General features: G+C 71.9%; 15 protein-coding genes and 1 pseudogene. 7 read left to right on the forward strand and 9 right to left on the reverse strand.

Features of this window, described 5'->3' with window-relative positions:
• Nucleotides 1-126 precede the first annotated feature (126 nt).
• From ACFXAE_RS22540 to ACFXAE_RS22565, 6 genes are all read right to left on the reverse strand, one after another.
• A complete protein-coding gene (locus ACFXAE_RS22540; protein WP_384717693.1) occupies nt 127-834 on the reverse strand; it encodes an AAA family ATPase in 708 nt (235 codons plus the stop codon).
• A 69-nt stretch (nt 835-903) separates the two neighbouring features.
• Nucleotides 904-2,169 carry an ArgE/DapE family deacylase gene (locus tag ACFXAE_RS22545; RefSeq protein WP_384717696.1) on the reverse strand — a complete coding sequence of 422 codons (1,266 nt, stop codon included), beginning with the start codon at nt 2,167-2,169 and terminating at the stop codon, nt 904-906.
• A 75-nt stretch (nt 2,170-2,244) separates the two neighbouring features.
• Nucleotides 2,245-3,684: an ATP-binding protein gene (locus tag ACFXAE_RS22550; protein WP_384717699.1), complete on the reverse strand. Its 1,440-nt coding sequence runs from the start codon at nt 3,682-3,684 to the stop codon at nt 2,245-2,247.
• The gene (locus ACFXAE_RS22555) at nt 3,685-4,404 is read right to left on the reverse strand and encodes a response regulator transcription factor (RefSeq protein WP_384717702.1); all 720 of its coding nucleotides are present in this window, start codon (nt 4,402-4,404) and stop codon (nt 3,685-3,687) included.
• Between the two features lie 73 nt (nt 4,405-4,477).
• The gene (locus tag ACFXAE_RS22560; protein ID WP_384717705.1) at nt 4,478-5,086 is read right to left on the reverse strand and encodes an FMN reductase; all 609 of its coding nucleotides are present in this window, start codon (nt 5,084-5,086) and stop codon (nt 4,478-4,480) included.
• A complete protein-coding gene (locus ACFXAE_RS22565) occupies nt 5,083-6,177 on the reverse strand; it encodes an LLM class flavin-dependent oxidoreductase (protein ID WP_384717708.1) in 1,095 nt (364 codons plus the stop codon). Before ACFXAE_RS22565 ends, ACFXAE_RS22560 begins: the two co-directional genes overlap by 4 nt.
• A 565-nt stretch (nt 6,178-6,742) precedes the next feature.
• On the opposite strand from ACFXAE_RS22565, the pseudogene ACFXAE_RS22570 reads away from it, so the two are divergent.
• Nucleotides 6,743-7,078: pseudogene (locus ACFXAE_RS22570) on the forward strand (YnfA family protein).
• Between the two features lie 5 nt (nt 7,079-7,083).
• Here ACFXAE_RS22570 and ACFXAE_RS22575 read toward each other — a convergent pair.
• Entirely contained in the window at nt 7,084-7,518 is a 435-nt protein-coding gene (locus ACFXAE_RS22575; RefSeq protein WP_384717711.1) for an ester cyclase, read from the reverse strand.
• 122 nt (nt 7,519-7,640) lie between these two features.
• Between ACFXAE_RS22575 and ACFXAE_RS22580 the strand changes: the two genes are divergently transcribed.
• Nucleotides 7,641-8,417, forward strand: a complete 777-nt coding sequence (locus ACFXAE_RS22580; protein ID WP_384717714.1) for an SDR family NAD(P)-dependent oxidoreductase — start codon at nt 7,641-7,643, stop codon at nt 8,415-8,417.
• Nucleotides 8,321-8,554, forward strand: coding sequence for a hypothetical protein (locus ACFXAE_RS22585; protein ID WP_384717833.1), 234 nt, complete (start codon nt 8,321-8,323; stop codon nt 8,552-8,554). Before ACFXAE_RS22580 ends, ACFXAE_RS22585 begins: the two co-directional genes overlap by 97 nt.
• Nucleotides 8,555-8,599: 45 nt before the next feature.
• Here ACFXAE_RS22585 and ACFXAE_RS22590 read toward each other — a convergent pair whose 3' ends face one another.
• Nucleotides 8,600-9,793, reverse strand: coding sequence for an RtcB family protein (locus ACFXAE_RS22590; protein WP_384717717.1), 1,194 nt, complete (start codon nt 9,791-9,793; stop codon nt 8,600-8,602).
• Nucleotides 9,794-10,009: 216 nt separating this feature from the next.
• Between ACFXAE_RS22590 and ACFXAE_RS22595 the strand changes: the two genes are divergently transcribed.
• The 3 genes from ACFXAE_RS22595 to ACFXAE_RS22605 all read left to right on the forward strand — a co-directional run bounded on the left by ACFXAE_RS22595 (nt 10,010) and on the right by ACFXAE_RS22605 (nt 13,198).
• Nucleotides 10,010-10,831, forward strand: a complete 822-nt coding sequence (locus ACFXAE_RS22595; RefSeq protein WP_384717720.1) for a DUF3558 domain-containing protein — start codon at nt 10,010-10,012, stop codon at nt 10,829-10,831.
• 118 nt (nt 10,832-10,949) lie between these two features.
• The gene (locus ACFXAE_RS22600; RefSeq protein ID WP_384717723.1) at nt 10,950-11,801 is read left to right on the forward strand and encodes a DUF3558 family protein; all 852 of its coding nucleotides are present in this window, start codon (nt 10,950-10,952) and stop codon (nt 11,799-11,801) included.
• 89 nt (nt 11,802-11,890) lie between these two features.
• Complete coding sequence (locus ACFXAE_RS22605; RefSeq protein ID WP_384717726.1) at nt 11,891-13,198, forward strand: DUF2637 domain-containing protein; 1,308 nt, start codon at nt 11,891-11,893, stop codon at nt 13,196-13,198.
• A 66-nt stretch (nt 13,199-13,264) separates the two neighbouring features.
• On the opposite strand, the gene lysS is transcribed toward ACFXAE_RS22605, so the two are convergent.
• Entirely contained in the window at nt 13,265-15,007 is a 1,743-nt protein-coding gene (lysS, locus tag ACFXAE_RS22610; protein ID WP_384717729.1) for a lysine--tRNA ligase, read from the reverse strand.
• Nucleotides 15,008-15,252: 245 nt separating this feature from the next.
• Here lysS and argS point away from each other — a divergent pair, with 245 nt between their 5' ends.
• Entirely contained in the window at nt 15,253-17,010 is a 1,758-nt protein-coding gene (gene argS, locus ACFXAE_RS22615; protein ID WP_384717733.1) for an arginine--tRNA ligase, read from the forward strand.
• Nucleotides 17,011-17,021: the final 11 nt, after the last annotated feature.

Raw genomic sequence — 17,021 nt, forward strand, 5'->3', positions numbered from 1 at the left:
CTCCTTCTCGGTCCCGGACCGTACTGCCCCGGCCCTGTCACATCCGGAGAGCCACCGCCCCGGGCCGGATAACGGAAACCGGACGGGAAAAACCGGACGGGGCGTCCGGGCGGGAGAAGGAGCGGGTCATTCCAGCACGTGGCGCAGATACGCCCCCGGGTCGTCCAGGTAGCGGCGCCAGTGGTCGACCAGGGCGAGGTCCCGCCAGGCGGTGCGGCGCATGCCGTGGTCGCCGACCTCGATGATGTCCGCGCCGGGGAGCGCGGTCAGCAGGGGCGAGTGGGTGGCGCAGACGACCTGCGCACCGGAGCGGGACAACCGGTCGATGTGGCCGAGCAGTTCGAGGCAGGAGGAGAAGGACAGGGCCGCTTCCGGCTCGTCCAGGACGTACAGGCCGGGGTGCAGGAACCTGTCGCGGAACGCCGCGAGGAATCCCTCGCCGTGGCTGCGCGTGTCGGGGGCGAGGCCCTCCCGGCCGAGGGCGTCGAGTGCCGTTTCGGCGCGCAGGAAGAAGCCCTGGCGGGCGGACCAGGAGGCGAGCATCCGGCGGCCGCGGGGGGCCGCGTCGAAGCGGATGCGTTCGCCGAGGACGGACTTGGTGCGGTGGCTCGCGTAACGCCATGCGTGCGAGCCGCCCCAGGGATCCAGGCCGAAGCCCTCGGCCAGGGCCTCGGCCAGGGTCGACTTGCCCGAGCCGTTCTGGCCGACGACGAAGGTCACCGGGGCGGTGAACCGCAGTCCTTCGCCCAGGAGTTCACGTACGCAGGGGACCGACCAGGGCCACTCCCCCTCGTCGTACGCGTCCACGTGTACGTACGCACGTTCGATGATCACGGGGCCGAGTCTCCCACGACGGCGGGGCTCGGGGCGGTTCCCCGGCCGGCGCGGCGGCGTAAGCCGCCCTCACCTGGTCCCGACGGTCCGCAGCACCGTCAGCACCAACGTCCGCGCGGCCTCCACCACCTCCCGCAGGGACACGTGTTCGCGGTCGCTGTGGGCCACCGCGATGTCCCCGGGGCCGTACTGCAGCGTCGGTATCCCGGCACCGGTGTAGTGCCGCAGATCGCTGCCGTACGTCGCCCCGCGCCGCCTCGGCCGGGGGCGGCCCGTCGCGTCGGCGTACGCGGACCCGGCCACGTCCGCGAGGGCGTGCCCCTCGGGCAGCCGGCCGCTCGCGAACTGCCCGCCCGGCCAGCTCACGGCGGCCGGATGGTCCCGCAGCCAGGGGTCGGCGGCGCACGCCCGCGCCACGCACCGCTCGAACTCGGCGCGCGCGTCCGCCGGGTCCTCGCCGAGGCGTACGCCGAGCCGGCCCTCGGCGACCAGCAGATCGGGCACGCTGCTCGCCCAGTCCCCGGCGCGCACGGTGCCCACCGACAGGGCGTACGGGATCGGGTACTCGGCGAGCAGCGGGTCCGGGTCCCGGTTCCGTTCGGTCTCCAGCGCGGCCAGCGCCCGGTGCAGGGGCAGGTAGGCGTCGACGGCGCTGACCCCCTGCTCCCGTGAACTGCCGTGCGCCGCCCTGCCGGGCACGGCGACGCGGAACGTCAGCGCGCCCGCGTTGGCGGTGATCAGGGTGGCGGCGGTGGGCTCGGCGATGACGCAGGCGTCGCCTCGGTGACCGCGCCGCAGGGTGCCGAAGGCGCCGAGACCGCCGTCCTCCTCGCCGACGACGCAGTGCACGGCCACCCGGCCGCGCAGCCGCAGGCCGGCCACGCGGATCGCGGCGAGCGCGGCAAGGTGCGCCGCGAGTCCGGCCTTCATGTCGCAGGCCCCGCGCCCGTGCACGAGGTCTCCGGTCACCCGGGGCACGAACGGGTCGCCGTCCCAGGCCGCGAGGTCACCGGGCGGTACGACGTCGACGTGGCCCTGGAGGATCAGGGTGGGCCCGTCACCCCCGTCGGGAGTGGTCCCGACCAGCCCCCACGCCTCCTCGCGGGGCGCCTCCGTGCCCGGGAAGTCCGGGTCGGCGCGCAGCGCGGGCAGGTCCATCGACCACAGGTCGGTCTCCAGGCCGAGCCACTCCAGCCGCCCGGCCAGCTGGTGCTGGAGCTCCGACTCTGCGGCGCTCCCGGTCACGCTGGGCACCGAGATCAGCTCCAGCAGGGTCCGCCCCAGCGCCGCCTCGTCGACCGCCGCCAGCGCGGCGGACTCCTCACCTGTCAGCACGCCGCCCTCCCCTCTCCCCGGGGAACGGCGCCCCGCCGCGCCCCCGCACGCATACCTGCGCACGGAGACCCGCCGTTACTCCTCGCCCGGAGCACCCGTTCCCGCCGCCCCGCCCCCCACCGTGAACCCGGTCACCGTCCCGCCGCCCTCGCGGGGGAAGGCGTACGGGGCCCCGCCGTGGGCGAGGGCGACCTCGCGGACGATGGAGAGACCGAGCCCCGAGCCGGGGAGGGAACGCGCGTCGGCGGCGCGGTAGAAGCGGTCGAAGACGCGGGTCAGGTCGTCGTCGGCGATACCGGGGCCGCGGTCGCGCACCTCCACCCGGACCGTGCCCGGCCGCGCCGGGCCCGTGACGCGGATCTCGACGGGGGCGCGGCCGTCCCGGTCGAACTTGACGGCGTTCTCCACCAGGTTGGACAGCGCCCGCGTGAGCATCCCGGGCCGTCCGTCGGTCGTGGTGTCACCGCTCGCGCGCACCGCGATCTCCCGCCCCGTGCGCCGCCGGGCCAGTCCCGCCACCTCCTCGGCGACGTCCGCGAGGTCGACCCGCTGCGGCGGCTCGGTGTCGTACTGCCCGGCCGCGAGGTCGACCAGCTCGTTGACGAGGTCGGTCAGTTCGCGGGCCTCCTGGGTGAGGTCGGCGACGAGTTCCTCACGGGTGCCGGGCGGGAGTTCGTCGATGCGGCGCAGCAGGGAGATGTTGGTGCGCAGCGAGGTGAGCGGCGTACGCAGCTCGTGCCCGGCGTCCTGGACGAGCCGGCGCTGGTCCTCCTCGGACTGGGCGAGCCGGCCCAGCATCCGGTCGAAGGCACGGCCCAGGCGCCCCACCTCGTCGTAGCCGGCGACGGGCACCTGGATGCCGAGCCGGCGGGTGCGGGCGACGGCCTCGGCGGTGTGGGTGAGGACGACCAGGCGGCGGGTGATGCGCCGGGCCAGCCACCAGCCGAACAGCCCGGCCCCGACCACCACCGCCGCCATCAGGATCAGCGTGCGCCGCTGGAGGGCCCGCAGCAGGTCCTCGGTGTCGCTGAACTCCTGCGCGACCTGCACCGCGCCCCGCTCGCCGCCCAGCGCGACGGTCGCCACCCGGTAGACGTCGTCGCCGACGTCGACGTCCGCGTGCACGACCACCCGCCCCGCCGTCGCGGCGCCCGCGACCCGCCGGTCGGCGTCGACCACCGGCAGGCCGGGGTCACCGGGGTCGAAGACGCTGCCGTCAGGGCCGAGCACCTGCACGTCGGTCCGCGCGGGCCGCACCAGGTCGTGGCCGGGCGCGGCGGAGGAGAAGTCGTGCGGCGCCATCCGGTTCTCCCGGACCTCGCCGCGCAGGTCCTGCACGACCTCGTCGAACACGGACTGCTGGTCCACCCGCACCAGCCGGGCGGCGGCGTTGTACGACAGGATGCCGACCAGCACGGTGACCGTGGCGGTGACCACCGCGAACGCCACCGCGAACGTGGTCCCCAGCGACAGCAGCCGCAGCCGCCTCGGGGCGGCCGGCCGGCCGTACGACACTCAGCCCTCCCGCAGCACGTAACCCACCCCGCGCACGGTGTGGATCAGCTGCGGCGCGCCGGGCTCGTCGAGCTTGCGGCGCAGATAGCCGACGTAGACGGCGAGGTTCTTGGAACCGGGGCCGAAGTCGTAGCCCCAGATGCGGTCGTAGATGGTGGAGTGGTCCAGGACGATGCCCGCGTGGCGGATCAGCAGCTCCAGCAGCTCGAACTCGGTGCGGGTCAGCTCCAGTTCCCGCCCGCCGCGCCAGGCCCGGCGCGCCCGGGGGTCCATGCGCAGCCCGGCCGCCGCCACGAACCGGCCGGAGGGCTCCGGCTCCGGCACCTCCACGGGCTCGGGCGCCGGCGCCACGGGAGCCGCCCGGCGCAGCAGCGCGCGCAGCCGGGCGAAGACCTCCTCGACGTCGAACGGCTTGACGACGTAGTCGTCGGCGCCCGCGTCCAGGCCCGCGATCCGGTCGGCGGTCTCCACCAGCGCGGTCAGCATCAGCACCGGCGTGCGGTCGCCCTCGGCACGCAGCACCCGGCACACCTGGAGTCCGTCGATGCCGGGCATCATCACGTCGAGGACCAGCACGTCGGGCCGGCTGCGGTGGGCCTGCGCGAGGGCCTCGACGCCGTCGGCGACGGCCGTGACCCGGTAACCCTCCAGGGTGAGGGCGCGTTCCAGGGCGTTGCGGATGGCGCGGTCGTCTTCGGCGAGCAGAACGGTGTGCGGCACGCGCCCAGTGTGCCAACCGCCGCCGCCCCGCGGCCCCGGAGGGCGGCTCCGGGGCCCGCTTCTTACCCGTGTCTCACCCGGCGGGCCGCAGCGCCGCCAGCCGCTCCTCGAAGGGGGTGACCTCCTCGAAGGAGTCCCGCCGGGGCGCCGGGCGGGCGGTGGACAGCCCGGCCGTCAGTGCCGCCAGTTCCCCGGCCGCGCGCTCGATCCGGCCGTCCAGGCCCTCGGCGCCCCAGTCCTCGGAGGCGGCGTAGACGCCGGTGGGGACGACGACGGCCTTGAGGTGGGCGAAGAGCGGCCGCAGGGCGTGGTCCAGGACCAGCGAGTGCCGGGCCGTGCCGCCGGTCGCCGCGATCAGCACCGGTTTCCCGGCGAGGGCCTCGGGGTCGGTGACGCCCAGCGCGTCGAAGAACGACTTGAACAGCCCGCTGTACGACGCCGAGAACACCGGTGTGACCACGATCAGCCCGTCGGCCCCGGCCACCGCGTCGAAGGCCCCGGACAGCGCCCGGCCCGGGAAGCCGTTGGTGAAGGTGTGCGCGATCTCCACGGCGAGGTCGCGCAGCTCGATCACCTGGACGTCGGCCGGGGTCCGCCCGGCGGCCGCGGCGGCCAGGCGGTCGCCGAGCAGCCGGGTGGAGGACGGGACGCTCAGTCCCGCCGAGACGACGACGAGCTTCATGCCCGTGCACCTTCCTTCGCCCTGGCTCCGGCCAGCAGCGAGCTGTGGGTGGGCGCGTCCGGCACGTCGGCCGGGCGGTTCCTGGCGAACTCCTCGCGCAGCACCGGCACGACCTCCTCGCCGAGCAGGTCGAGCTGTTCCAGCACGGTCTTCAGCGGCAGGCCCGCGTGGTCCATCAGGAACAGCTGGCGCTGGTAGTCACCGGCGTATTCGCGGAAGGACAGCGTCTTCTCGATGACCTGCTGCGGGGAGCCCACGGTCAGCGGGGTCTGCTCGGTGAACTCCTCCAGCGACGGCCCGTGCCCGTAGACCGGGGCGACGTCGAAGTAGGGGCGGAACTCGCGCACCGCGTCCTGCGAGTTCTTCCGCATGAACACCTGACCGCCCAGGCCGACGATCGCCTGCTCGGGGGTGCCGTGCCCGTAGTGGGCGTACCGGGCCCGGTACAGCTCGACCATGCGCTTGGTGTGGTCGGCCGGCCAGAAGATGTTGTTGTGGAAGAAGCCGTCGCCGTAGTACGCGGCCTGCTCGGCGATCTCCGGGCTGCGGATCGAGCCGTGCCAGACGAACGGCGGTACGCCGTCCAGCGGGCGGGGCGTGGAGGTGAAGCCCTGCAGCGGGGTGCGGAACTTGCCCTCCCAGTCGACGACGTCCTCACGCCACAGCCGGTGCAGGAGCGCGTAGTTCTCCACCGCCAGGTTGATGCCCTGGCGGATGTCCTGGCCGAACCAGGGGTAGACCGGGCCGGTGTTCCCGCGTCCCATCATCAGGTCCACCCGGCCGTCGGCCAGGTGCTGGAGCATCGCGAAGTCCTCGGCGATCTTCACCGGGTCGTTGGTGGTGATCAGGGTGGTGGAGGTGGAGAGGACCAGCCTCTCCGTGCGGGCGGCGATGTAGCCGAGCATGGTGGTCGGCGAGGACGGCACGAACGGCGGGTTGTGGTGCTCGCCGGTCGCGAAGACGTCCAGGCCCACCTCCTCGGCCTTCAGCGCGATGGCGACCATGGCCTTGATCCGCTCGCGCTCGGTCGGCGTACGCCCCGTGGTCGGGTCGGGCGTGACATCCCCGACGCTGAAGATCCCGAACTGCATGACCGCTCACCCTCCAAGTTGTTTACGCTTCAACTATACCTCTGGAACGACGCCCCGCCCCCTCCTATTCCACCCGTCCGACGGTGCCGGAACGCAGCCGGGCCACCCGCTCCGCGCCGAGCTCCGCCGCACGCCTCATGGGGTCGGTGACCGGGGTGAGCCGCGCGTCGTCGAGATCGTCGAAGAGCGCACACCGGCAGCCGGTCTCCCGCGTCCCGCTCCAGCCGGTCCACCAGCCGGATCGCCGAGCCGGCCGTCGGCCCCGCCGGCTCCGCGACCCGGCCCGTGGCCACCGGGCCGCCCTCAGGCGTCAGCAGGTCCGGACACCGCGGACCGGTGGGGTGCGGGCCCAGCCGGCCGGCGAGCGCCCGGTCGGGCAGGGTGCGGTCCGCCAGGTACCGCCGGGACCGCGACCATCAGGTTCTTGCCGAGCGCCATCTCGTGCGGTCCGCCAGGTACCGCCGGGACACCACGGCCGGCTCCGCCGGCAGCCCGGCCCGCGTGGCCCCCGGCCCGTGCCTGACGCCCTCCATCAGGTGACGTCCCCGGATGTGAAGCTGCACGCATGCTGATCCTCCGCTCCGCCGCCCTGTTCGTCCTCGCCGCCGTACTGGAGATCGGCGGCGCCTGGCTGGTCCGGCAGGGCGTGCGCGAACACCGCGGCTGGATGTGAGCGGCCGGCGGCGTCCTCGCCCTCGGCGCCTACGGCTTCGTCGCCGGCTTCCAGCCCGACGCCCACTTCGGCCGCGTCCTCGCCGCGTACGGCGGGATCTTCGTCGCCGGCTCGATCCTGTGGGGCGTGGTCGCCGACGGTTACCGCCCGGACCGCCGGGACATCACCGGCGCACTGGTCCGCCTCGCCGGAATGGCCGTGATCATGTGGGCGCCGCGCAACGGCTGACGCCCTCAGACCACCGTCCCGGGAAGCAGCCCCAACTGCTCCAGGAAGGTCAGCTGGTCGAAGTAGAGCCGGTAGCTGACGATCCTGCCGTCCTCGACGGTGGCGACGTCCGCCCCGCGGATCCTGACCTCCTTCCCGGTCGCCGGCACGGTCCGCCCGTCCGGCGCCTGCGACGGCCCGGTGTTCCGGCCGCTGAACCACCCCTCGTCGATCGCGGTGCTGCCCACCTCGAACGCGTGCAGCGACTCGTACCGGGCGTCGGGCACGGCCGTCGTCATCTGACGCCAGTACTCGACGATCTCGTCCCGCCCGTGCAGTTCCCCCGCCTCGGGCACCCAGGCGACCGCGTCCCGCGCGTACAGCTCCGCCACGGCACCCATGTCCAGGTCCGTGGTGACCGCCGCGGTGAGTCGGTCCATGACCTCGCGCGCCTCACCCATGACCCACCTCCTGCCCCGGAGGACCACCGGCCCCATTCTCCCACCGGCCCCCCGCCTATGCTGGCGGCGCAGGTCCCGACCGCGCACGCGCACCGCCCGCCCGCCCGCCCGAGGAGCAGCCCATGGTCACCGCCGTACCGCCCGCCGCGTCCCGAATCGCCGTCGTCACGGGCGCCAGCAGCGGAATCGGCGCCGCCACGGCCCGCCGCCTCGCCGAGGCCGGCTACCGCGTCGTCCTCACCGCCCGCCGCAAGGACCGCATCGAGGCGCTCGCCGAGGAGATCACCGCGGCCGGCCACACGGCGACGGCCTACCCGCTCGACGTCACCGACCGCGCCGCCGTCGACGAGTTCGCCACCGCCTTCAGGACCGTCGGCGTCCTCGTCAACAACGCCGGCGGCGCACTCGGCGCCGACCCGGTCGCCACCGGCGACCCGGACCAGTGGCGCACGATGTACGAGACGAACGTCCTCGGCACCCTCCACCTCACCCAGGCCCTGCTGCCCAAACTGGACGCGAGCGGCGACGGCACGGTCGTCGTCGTGTCCTCCACCGCCGGCCACGCCACCTACGAGGGCGGCGCGGGCTACGCCGCCGCCAAGCACGGCGCGCACGTCCTCGCCGAGACCCTGCGCCTGGAGATCGTCGGCCGCCCGGTGCGCGTCGTCGAGATCGCGCCCGGCATGGTCAAAACCGACGAGTTCGCCCTCACCCGCTTCGGCGGCGACGCGGAGAAGGCCGCCAAGGTCTACCAGGGCGTCGCCGAACCCCTCACCGCGGACGACGTCGCCGACACCATCACCTGGGCGGTCACCCGCCCGCCCCACGTCAACATCGACCTGATGATCGTCCGCCCCCGCGCCCAAGCCTCCAACACCAAGGTCCACCGGGAGCCCTGATGTCCGACGCCGAACAGCGCCGCCTGGCCCTGGAGAAGAAGCGCGAACGCTACGTCTGGTACTACCTCGGCTACTTCCTCTTCGGCATCCACATCGTCGCCTTCGTCATGATCTACGCGGTGACGCACGCAAAGTAGCGGGCCCCGCTCAGGGAACCCGCTCTCCTTGCCGCCTTCGTCGCGTCAGCCCTTCACGCAGACGACCTGCTTCAGCTTCGCGACGACCTCCACGAGATCCCGCTGCTGGTCGATGACCTGCTCGATCGGCTTGTACGCGCCCGGGATCTCGTCCACGACACCGGAGTCCTTGCGGCACTCCACGCCCCGCGTCTGCTCCTCCAGGTCCTTCGTCGAGAAGCGCCGCTTCGCCGCGCTGCGGCTCATCCGCCGACCGGCGCCGTGCGAGGCCGAGTTGAAGGACTCGGCGTTCCCGAGGCCCTTGACGATGTACGAACCCGTGCCCATGGAGCCCGGGATGATCCCGTACTCGCCGGAACCCGCGCGGATCGCGCCCTTGCGGGTCACGAGCAGGTCCATGCCGTCGTAGCGCTCCTCGGCCACGTAGTTGTGGTGCGCGCTGATCTCCGGCTCGAAGACCGGCCTGGCCTTCTTGAACTCCTTGCGGACCACGTCCTTCAGGAGCGCCATCATGATCGAGCGGTTGTACTTCGCGTACTCCTGCGCCCAGAACAGGTCGTTGCGGTACGCCGCCATCTGCGGGGTGTCCGCGATGAAGACGGCGAGGTCGCGGTCGACCAGGTTCTGGTTGTGCGGGAGCTTCTGGGCGATGCCGATGTGGTGCTCGGCCAGTTCCTTGCCGATGTTCCGGGAACCGGAGTGCAGCATCAGCCAGACGGAACCGGTTGTATCCGTGCAAATTTCCACGAAATGGTTTCCGGATCCGAGCGTTCCCATTTGCTTTGTGGCACGTTCCTGACGGAATTTGACCGCGTCCGCCACCCCGCCGAAGCGGCCCCAGAAGTCGTCCCAGCCGCCGGTCGCGAAGGCGTGGAAACGGGACGGGTCGACCGGGGTCTCGTGCATGCCCCGCCCGACCGGGATCGCCTGCTCGACCTTCGACCGCAGCCGCGACAGATCACCGGGCAGGTCGTTCGCCGTCAGGGACGTCTTCACCGCCGACATCCCGCAGCCGATGTCGACGCCCACCGCCGCCGGGCACACCGCACCCCGCATCGCGATGACCGACCCGACCGTCGCGCCCTTGCCGTAGTGCACGTCCGGCATCACGGCCAGGCCCTTGATCCACGGCAGGGTGGCGACGTTGCGCAGTTGCTGGAGGGCGCCCTCCTCCACCGTCGCCGGATCCGCCCACATCCGGATCGGCACCTTCGCACCCGGCAGTTCCACGTACGACATAACGTCCCCATTCCCCCAGAAAGCCAACAGAAGCCGAGAATCGCAAAACCGGCGCCAAGGTCAGCGAAAAGGGATGACGGACCGGCGTCCACGGCAGTGCGTGCGATACACATTGTCTGCAGGGGGCGCCCCCGTGCGGCAAGCGATTAACCAGCGGGGACACTGGGGAGACCCGGCGGGCACCGGCCCGCACCCACCGTCGAGAGGAGCCCGAACGTGCAGCGGAAGGCGTACGTACCCGGCGTCGCCGCGCTCCTGGCGGCCGTCCTGGCCGGCTGCACCGGCACCCCGGACGACGCCGGCCAGTCGGACAACTCCAACCCGGGAAGCGCCGGCATGGCCACCCAGGCCGCCCAGCCCGGCAGGTACACCACGCTTCCCGAGCCCTGCGGTGTGGTCGAGGACACGACGCTCGACCAACTCCTGCCCGGCATCGGGGAGATGACCGACGAGGCGCAGCGCGAGAAGGCGTACGCGGGCGAGGCGACCCTCACGTACGACACCGACCGCAAGGTGGGCTGCCGCTGGAAGGTGGAGTCGGCGGAGGCGACCGACCATCTGCTGGTCGACTTCGAGCGGGTCGTCTCCTACGACAACGCCGTCGGCGACGACGCCCAGGCCGGGGAACTCTTCGCGGCCAAGCGGACGGCGGCGCGGCTCCCGGAGCCGACGGTGACGACCACGGAGACCGGCACTCCGTCCATCGACCCTTCCACGGAGCCCGGTTCGTCCCCTTCGCCCGGGTCGCCCACCGCCGCCTCGTCGTCCGCCGCCTCACCGTCCGCCGCCCCCTCCGACCTGCAGCCCCGTCTCCTGGAGGACCTGGGCGACGAGGCGTTCCTCGACGACGAGCTGAGCAGCTCCGGTTCGACCGCCGAACAGCGCACGGTGACTGTGGCGTTCCGCACGTCCAACGTGATCGTGACCATCGAGTACGCGGAGCAGCCGGTGACCGTCGGTGTCGTCCCGGACAGCAAGGAATTGCAGGACAGGGCGCGGAAACTGGCCTCGGAGCTGGCCGATTCGCTGAGCGGCTGAGCACGGTTCACGGCACCTTCACCCCCGTGCGCGAAGCACGCGAAGGAAGACCGCACGGGCGGCCCACCGCGTACCGTGACCCCTCGGACCCGTTCCGACCGCAGGGAACACGAGCGTCATGAGTGAAGGAACCATGCAGCGACGAGTACAGCGAGACCCGCGATCACAGCGAGCGAAGCGCCTCACCCGCGTCCTTGTCTGCGCGGTCGCAGTCCCCCTGGTCGCCGCCGGCTGCTCCTCGGACTCCGGCTCCGACGACGGCAAGGACAAGGCCGCCTCCGCCTCGCAGTCCGCGAGCCCGTCCCCGACGGTGCGGGCGGCGGCGTACAAGAGGCTCCCGGAGCCGTGTGCGGTGCTGTCCGAGAAGACCCTGGACGATCTGGCGCCGAAGGCGAAGTCGGGCAAGAAGGGCGCCTCGGACGACGCCTCCACCCGGGGCAGCTGTTCCTGGAACAGCCTGGACAACAACGGTGTGGACGGCTCGCAGTTCCGCTGGCTGAACGTGTCGCTGCTGCGCTTCGACTCGGACACCACCCGTGGTCCGGGCGACGAGCTCGCCCGGGAGTACTACGACAAGCAGGTGCGGGACGCCCAGTCGGCCGAGGGCGCGAGGAGCGCCAAGTCGGAGCCGGTCACCGGGACCGGTGACGAGGCGACGGCGGTGCGCTACGACCTGAAGAAGAAGGAAGGCACCTTCAAGCAGCAGACGGTCGTGGCACGCGTCGAGAACGTGGTCGTCACCCTCGACTACAACGGCGCCGGTCTCGCCGGTGACAGGACGCCGGACGCGGACGACCTGATGAAGGACGCGCGGAAGGCGGCCAAGGAGGTGGTGGCCTCGGTGACGAAGGCGAACGGCACGGGCGCCGCGCCGTCCGAGTCGGCCTCGAAGTCGCCGTCGAAGTCGGCCTCGAAGTCCCCCTCCACGTCCCCCTCCACGTCCGCCTCGAAGGCGTCGAGCAAGAGCTGACCGACCCTGAACAGGAACCGGCCACCCGTCCCCCGCACACATGTGCCACTCTGTTGCGCGCAACAACACGCACTGGGAGGGGAGTACGGGTGGCCGCGCCACTTCAGCTGACACGGACGCACCGGGTTCTCATCGGTGTGGTCGTCTTCGGTGCCGTCGTCATCGCCGGGATCGGCTTCGCCGGTTCGTACGCCGCGGTCCGTGAGCTCGCCCTGCAGAAGGGCTTCGGGAACTTCAGTTACGTCTTCCCGATCGGCATCGACGCCGGTATCTGCGTCCTGCTGGCCCTGGACCTGCTGCTGACCTGGATCCGCATCCCGTTCCCGCTGCTGCGGCAGACGGCATGGCTGCTGACGGCGGCGACGATCGCGTTCAACGGCGCGGCGGCGTGGCCGGATCCGCTCGGTGTGGGCATGCACGGTGTGATCCCGGTGCTGTTCGTGGTCTCCGTGGAGGCGGCCCGGCACGCGATCGGGCGGATCGCCGACATCACCGCCGACAAGCACATGGAGGGCGTCCGGCTCACCCGCTGGATGCTGTCGCCGGTGCCGACGTTCCTGCTGTGGCGCCGGATGAAGCTGTGGGAGCTGCGCTCCTACGAGCAGGTGATCAAGCTGGAGCAGGAGCGCCTGGTCTACCAGGCCCGTCTGCGCTCCCGTTTCGGCCGCGCCTGGCGCCGCAAGGCCCCGGTGGAGTCCCTGATGCCGCTGCGCCTCGCCAAGTACGGTGTCCCCCTGGCCGACACCGCCCCGGCGGGCCTGGCGGCGGCAGGCATAGAACCGGCGCTGCTGCCCCCTGCCGCCGACACGGCCGAGGTCAGCCGCGCCGACGCGGCCGCGGGCAGTCGTGCCGCTGGGGCGGCACGGGTGCAGGCGGCGCCTCACGGCGAGCAGCGCCTGGAACTCGAGGGCAACCAGAACCCCGGGCCCCGGGAAGAGACGGCCCCGGACCAGAACCAGTGGCTCCACGCCCGCGACCCCCGCACCGTCGAGTACCAGGGCGGCTACGACCCCACCTACGACCCCGACGAGGAGTACGCCCGCTGGTACGCGGAACAGCAGCACGCCGAGCAGTACCAGGACCAGTACCAGGAAGAACCGCCCCTCCAGGAACCCTCCCCGGAGGAGACCGGCAGCTTCCCCATCCCGGTGGTCCCCGGCGGCCGCACCCGCGAGCTGGGCGAAGGCGGCGGCACCCCCGCCTCCGACCCGGACGAAGAGGCGTACTACCAGATATTCCGCCAGTCGATAGACGGCAGCTACCCCACGCCCCGCGTCCTCGGTGACAACATCCAGGCGACCTACGGCACGACGCTGAACCCGAGCGAGCTGAAGACCCTCGCCGAACGCTTCCAGCAGCGCCACACGGCGGAACTGGAAGAGGACCACATCGCGTAACGCGCGCACGGCGAAAGGGGGCGTCCGGCCGGCACCGGACGCCCCCTTTCGCCGTGAAGGGAAGCCCTACTCCCCGAGCAGCGCCCGCACCCGCTCCTGCCCCACCGCCAGCAGCAGCGTGGGCAGCCGCGGTCCCGTGTCCCGCCCGACCAGCAGGTGGTACAGCAGCGCGAAGAACGACCGCTGGGCGGTCTTGATCTCCGCCGGCAGCTCCTTGGGCGTGGCGTCGGCGGAGAAGCCCGCCTGGACCTTGGGCACGCCGTAGACGAGGTGGGTGAGCCCGTCCAGCGACCAGTTGTCGGCGAGGCCGTCGAGCAACAGCCGCAGCGACTGCTGTCCCCGCTCGTCGAGCGACTTCAGCAGCTCGGCGTCGGGCTCCGCGCGGACGATGGTGCGCTGGTCGGCGGGGACGTGGGTGTTGATCCACGCCTCGGCCTTGTCGTACCGGGGGCGGGCCTCGTCCAGGGAGCCCAGCGGGTTCGACGGGTCCAGGTCACTCAGGATCCGCAGCGCCTGGTCCCCGTGACCGGCGGTGATGTCGGCCACCGAGGCGAGCGTGCGGTACGGCAGCGGCCGGGGGGTCCTCGGCAGCTCACCGCTCGCCGTGCGTACCGCGCGGGAGTGCGCGGCCACGTCGGCGGGCAGGGCGCTGCCGTCGGCGACCTTGGCGTCGAGCCGGTCCCACTCGTCGTAGAGGCGCTGGATCTCCTGGTCGAAGGCGATCTTGAAGGACTGGTTGGGGCGGCGCCGGGCGTAGAGCCAGCGCAGCAGCTGCGGTTCCATGATCTGCAGCGCGTCGGCCGGGGTCGGCACCCCGCCCTTCGACGACGACATCTTCGCCATGCCGCTGATGCCGACGAAGGCGTACATCGGCCCGATCGGCTGCTCGCCACCGAAGATCCCGACGATCTGCCCGCCGACCTGGAACGACGAGCCGGGCGAGGAGTGGTCGACACCGCTGGGCTCGAAGATCACACCCTCGTACGCCCACCGCATGGGCCAGTCGACCTTCCAGACCAGCTTGCCGCGGTTGAACTCGTTCAGCCGGACGGTCTCCGAGAAACCGCACGCCGTGCAGGCGTAGGTCAGCTCGGTGGAGTCGTCGTCGTACGCGGTGACCGTCGTCAGGTCCTTCTCGCAGTTGCCGCAGTACGGCTTGTACGGGAAGTATCCGGCGGCGCCGGAGCTGCCGTCGTCCTCGGCGGCGGCGCCGGAGCCCTCGGCGGCCTCCAGCTCGGCCTCGTCGACCGGCTTCTGCTGCTGCTTCTTCGCCGGGGCCTTCTTGGTGCGGTACTGGGCGAGGATCGCGTCGATGTCGGCGCGGTGCCTGATGGCGTGCAGGATCTGCTCGCGGTAGACACCGGAGGTGTACTGCTCGGTCTGGCTGATGCCGTCGAACTCCACGCCCAGCTCGGCCAGCGAGGCGGTCATCGCGGCCTTGAAGTGCTCGGCCCAGTTCGGGTACGCGGAGCCCTTGGGGGCGGGGACGGAGGTCAGCGGCTTGCCGATGTGCTCGGACCACGACTCGTCGACGCCGGTGATGCCGGCCGGGACCTTGCGGTACCGGTCGTAGTCGTCCCAGGAGATCAGGTGCCGGACCCGGTGGCCGCGGCGGCGGATCTCGTCGGCGACGAGGTGGGGGGTCATGACCTCGCGGAGGTTCCCCAGGTGGATCGGGCCCGAGGGGGAAAGACCGGACGCGACGACCACAGGTTTGCCCGGGGCCCGACGCTCCGACTCCTCGATGACGTCGTCCGCGAAACGGGAGACCCAGTCGGTGGTCTCGGTGCTCTGAGCCACGATCGGCACGTCCTTCTTTCTGCTCGGGCAGCCGGTACGGTCGCACGGCTGACCGCTCCATTCTCCCAGCAACGACGGCAACGGCGAAAACACCTCCTCACCGGCCCGCCCAGGGGCGCGGACCGTGCCGGTACACGGCTCCGCCGCGCGGGCGCGACCGGCCCCACCGCCCCGCAGCCGAGAAAATCGCTTCACCCCCCGTGGGATACTGACCGTGTCTATCTGAACCCACGAGGAGAACGGCACCCACTCCTATGGCCTCGGTCACATCGCTCACCGATCTCGTCAACCAGCAGCTCACGTCCGCCCTCTCGGCCACCCGGCCGGAGGCAGCCGCGGACCCGCTGCTGCGACGTAGCGACCGGGCGGACTTCCAGGCCAACGGCATCCTCGCGCTGGCCAAGAAGGCGAAGGCGAACCCGCGGGAGCTGGCGACCGAGGTCGTCGCCCACGTCACCACCGGTGACCTGATCAAGGACGTCGAGGTCTCAGGACCCGGCTTCCTCAACATCACCGTCGCCGACCGGGCGATCACCCAGAACCTCGCCGCGCGGCACGCGGACGGCGAGCGCCTCGGCGTGCCGCTGAAGGAGAACGCGGGCGTCACGGTCGTCGACTACGCCCAGCCGAACGTGGCGAAGGAGATGCACGTCGGTCACCTGCGCTCGGCGGTCATCGGCGACGCCCTGCGCTCCATGCTCGACTTCACCGGCGAGAAGACGATCGGCCGGCACCACATCGGCGACTGGGGCACCCAGTTCGGCATGCTCATCCAGTACCTGTTCGAGCACCCCGGCGAGCTGGCCCCGCCGGAGGACGTCGACGGCGAGCAGGCCATGTCGAACCTGAACCGGGTCTACAAGGCGTCGCGCGCGCTCTTCGACTCGGACGAGGAGTTCAAGGAGCGGGCCCGGGGGCGGGTCGTCGCCCTCCAGTCCGGTGACAAGGAGACGCTCGAACTGTGGCAGCAGTTCGTGGACGAGTCGAAGGTCTACTTCTACTCCGTCTTCGAGAAGCTCGACATGGAGGTCCGCGACGAGGAGATCGTCGGCGAGTCCGCGTACAACGAGGGCATGCCCGAGACCGCCCGCCTCCTGGAGGAGATGGGCGTCGCGGTGCGCTCCGAGGGCGCGCTCGTGGTGTTCTTCGACGAGATCCGCGGCAAGGACGACCAGCCGGTCCCGCTGATCGTGCAGAAGGCCGACGGCGGCTTCGGCTACGCGGCCTCCGACCTGACCGCGATCCGCGACCGCGTCCTCGGCCTGCACGCGACCACGCTGCTGTACGTCGTCGACGTGCGCCAGTCGCTCCACTTCAGGATGGTCTTCGAGACGGCCCGCCGGGCCGGCTGGCTCAGCGACGGCGTCACCGCGCACAACATGGGCTACGGCACGGTGCTCGGCGCGGACGGCAAGCCCTTCAAGACGCGTGCGGGCGAGACCGTACGCCTGGAGGACCTGCTGGACGAGGCGGTGCAGCGGGCCGCGGAGGTCGTGCGGGAGAAGGCGCGGGACCTCACCGAGGACGAGATCCAGGAGCGGGCCGCGCAGGTCGGCATCGGAGCCGTGAAGTACGCGGACCTGTCGACGTCGCCGAACCGCGACTACAAGTTCGACCTGGACCAGATGGTCTCGCTCAACGGCGACACCAGCGTGTACCTCCAGTACGCCTACGCCCGTATCCAGTCCATCCTCCGCAAGGCCGGCGAGGTCGGCCCCGCGGCTCACCCGGAGCTGGACCTGCACGAGGCGGAGCGCGCGCTGGGCCTGCACCTGGACGCGTTCGGGGACACGGTCTTCGAGGCGGCCGCGGAGTACGCCCCGCACAAGCTGGCCGCGTACCTGTACCAGCTGGCGTCGCTGTACACGTCGTTCTACGACAAGTGTCCGGTGATCAAGCCGCAGCCGCCGCAGGACGTGGCGGAGAACCGTCTCTTCCTCTGCGACCTCACGGCCCGCACGCTCCACCGGGGCATGGCCCTGCTGGGCATCAGGACGCCCGAGCGCCTCTGACCGCGAACCAC

It is taken from the genome of Streptomyces sp. NPDC059454, assembly GCF_042749965.1.
Lineage (GTDB): Bacteria > Actinomycetota > Actinomycetes > Streptomycetales > Streptomycetaceae > Streptomyces.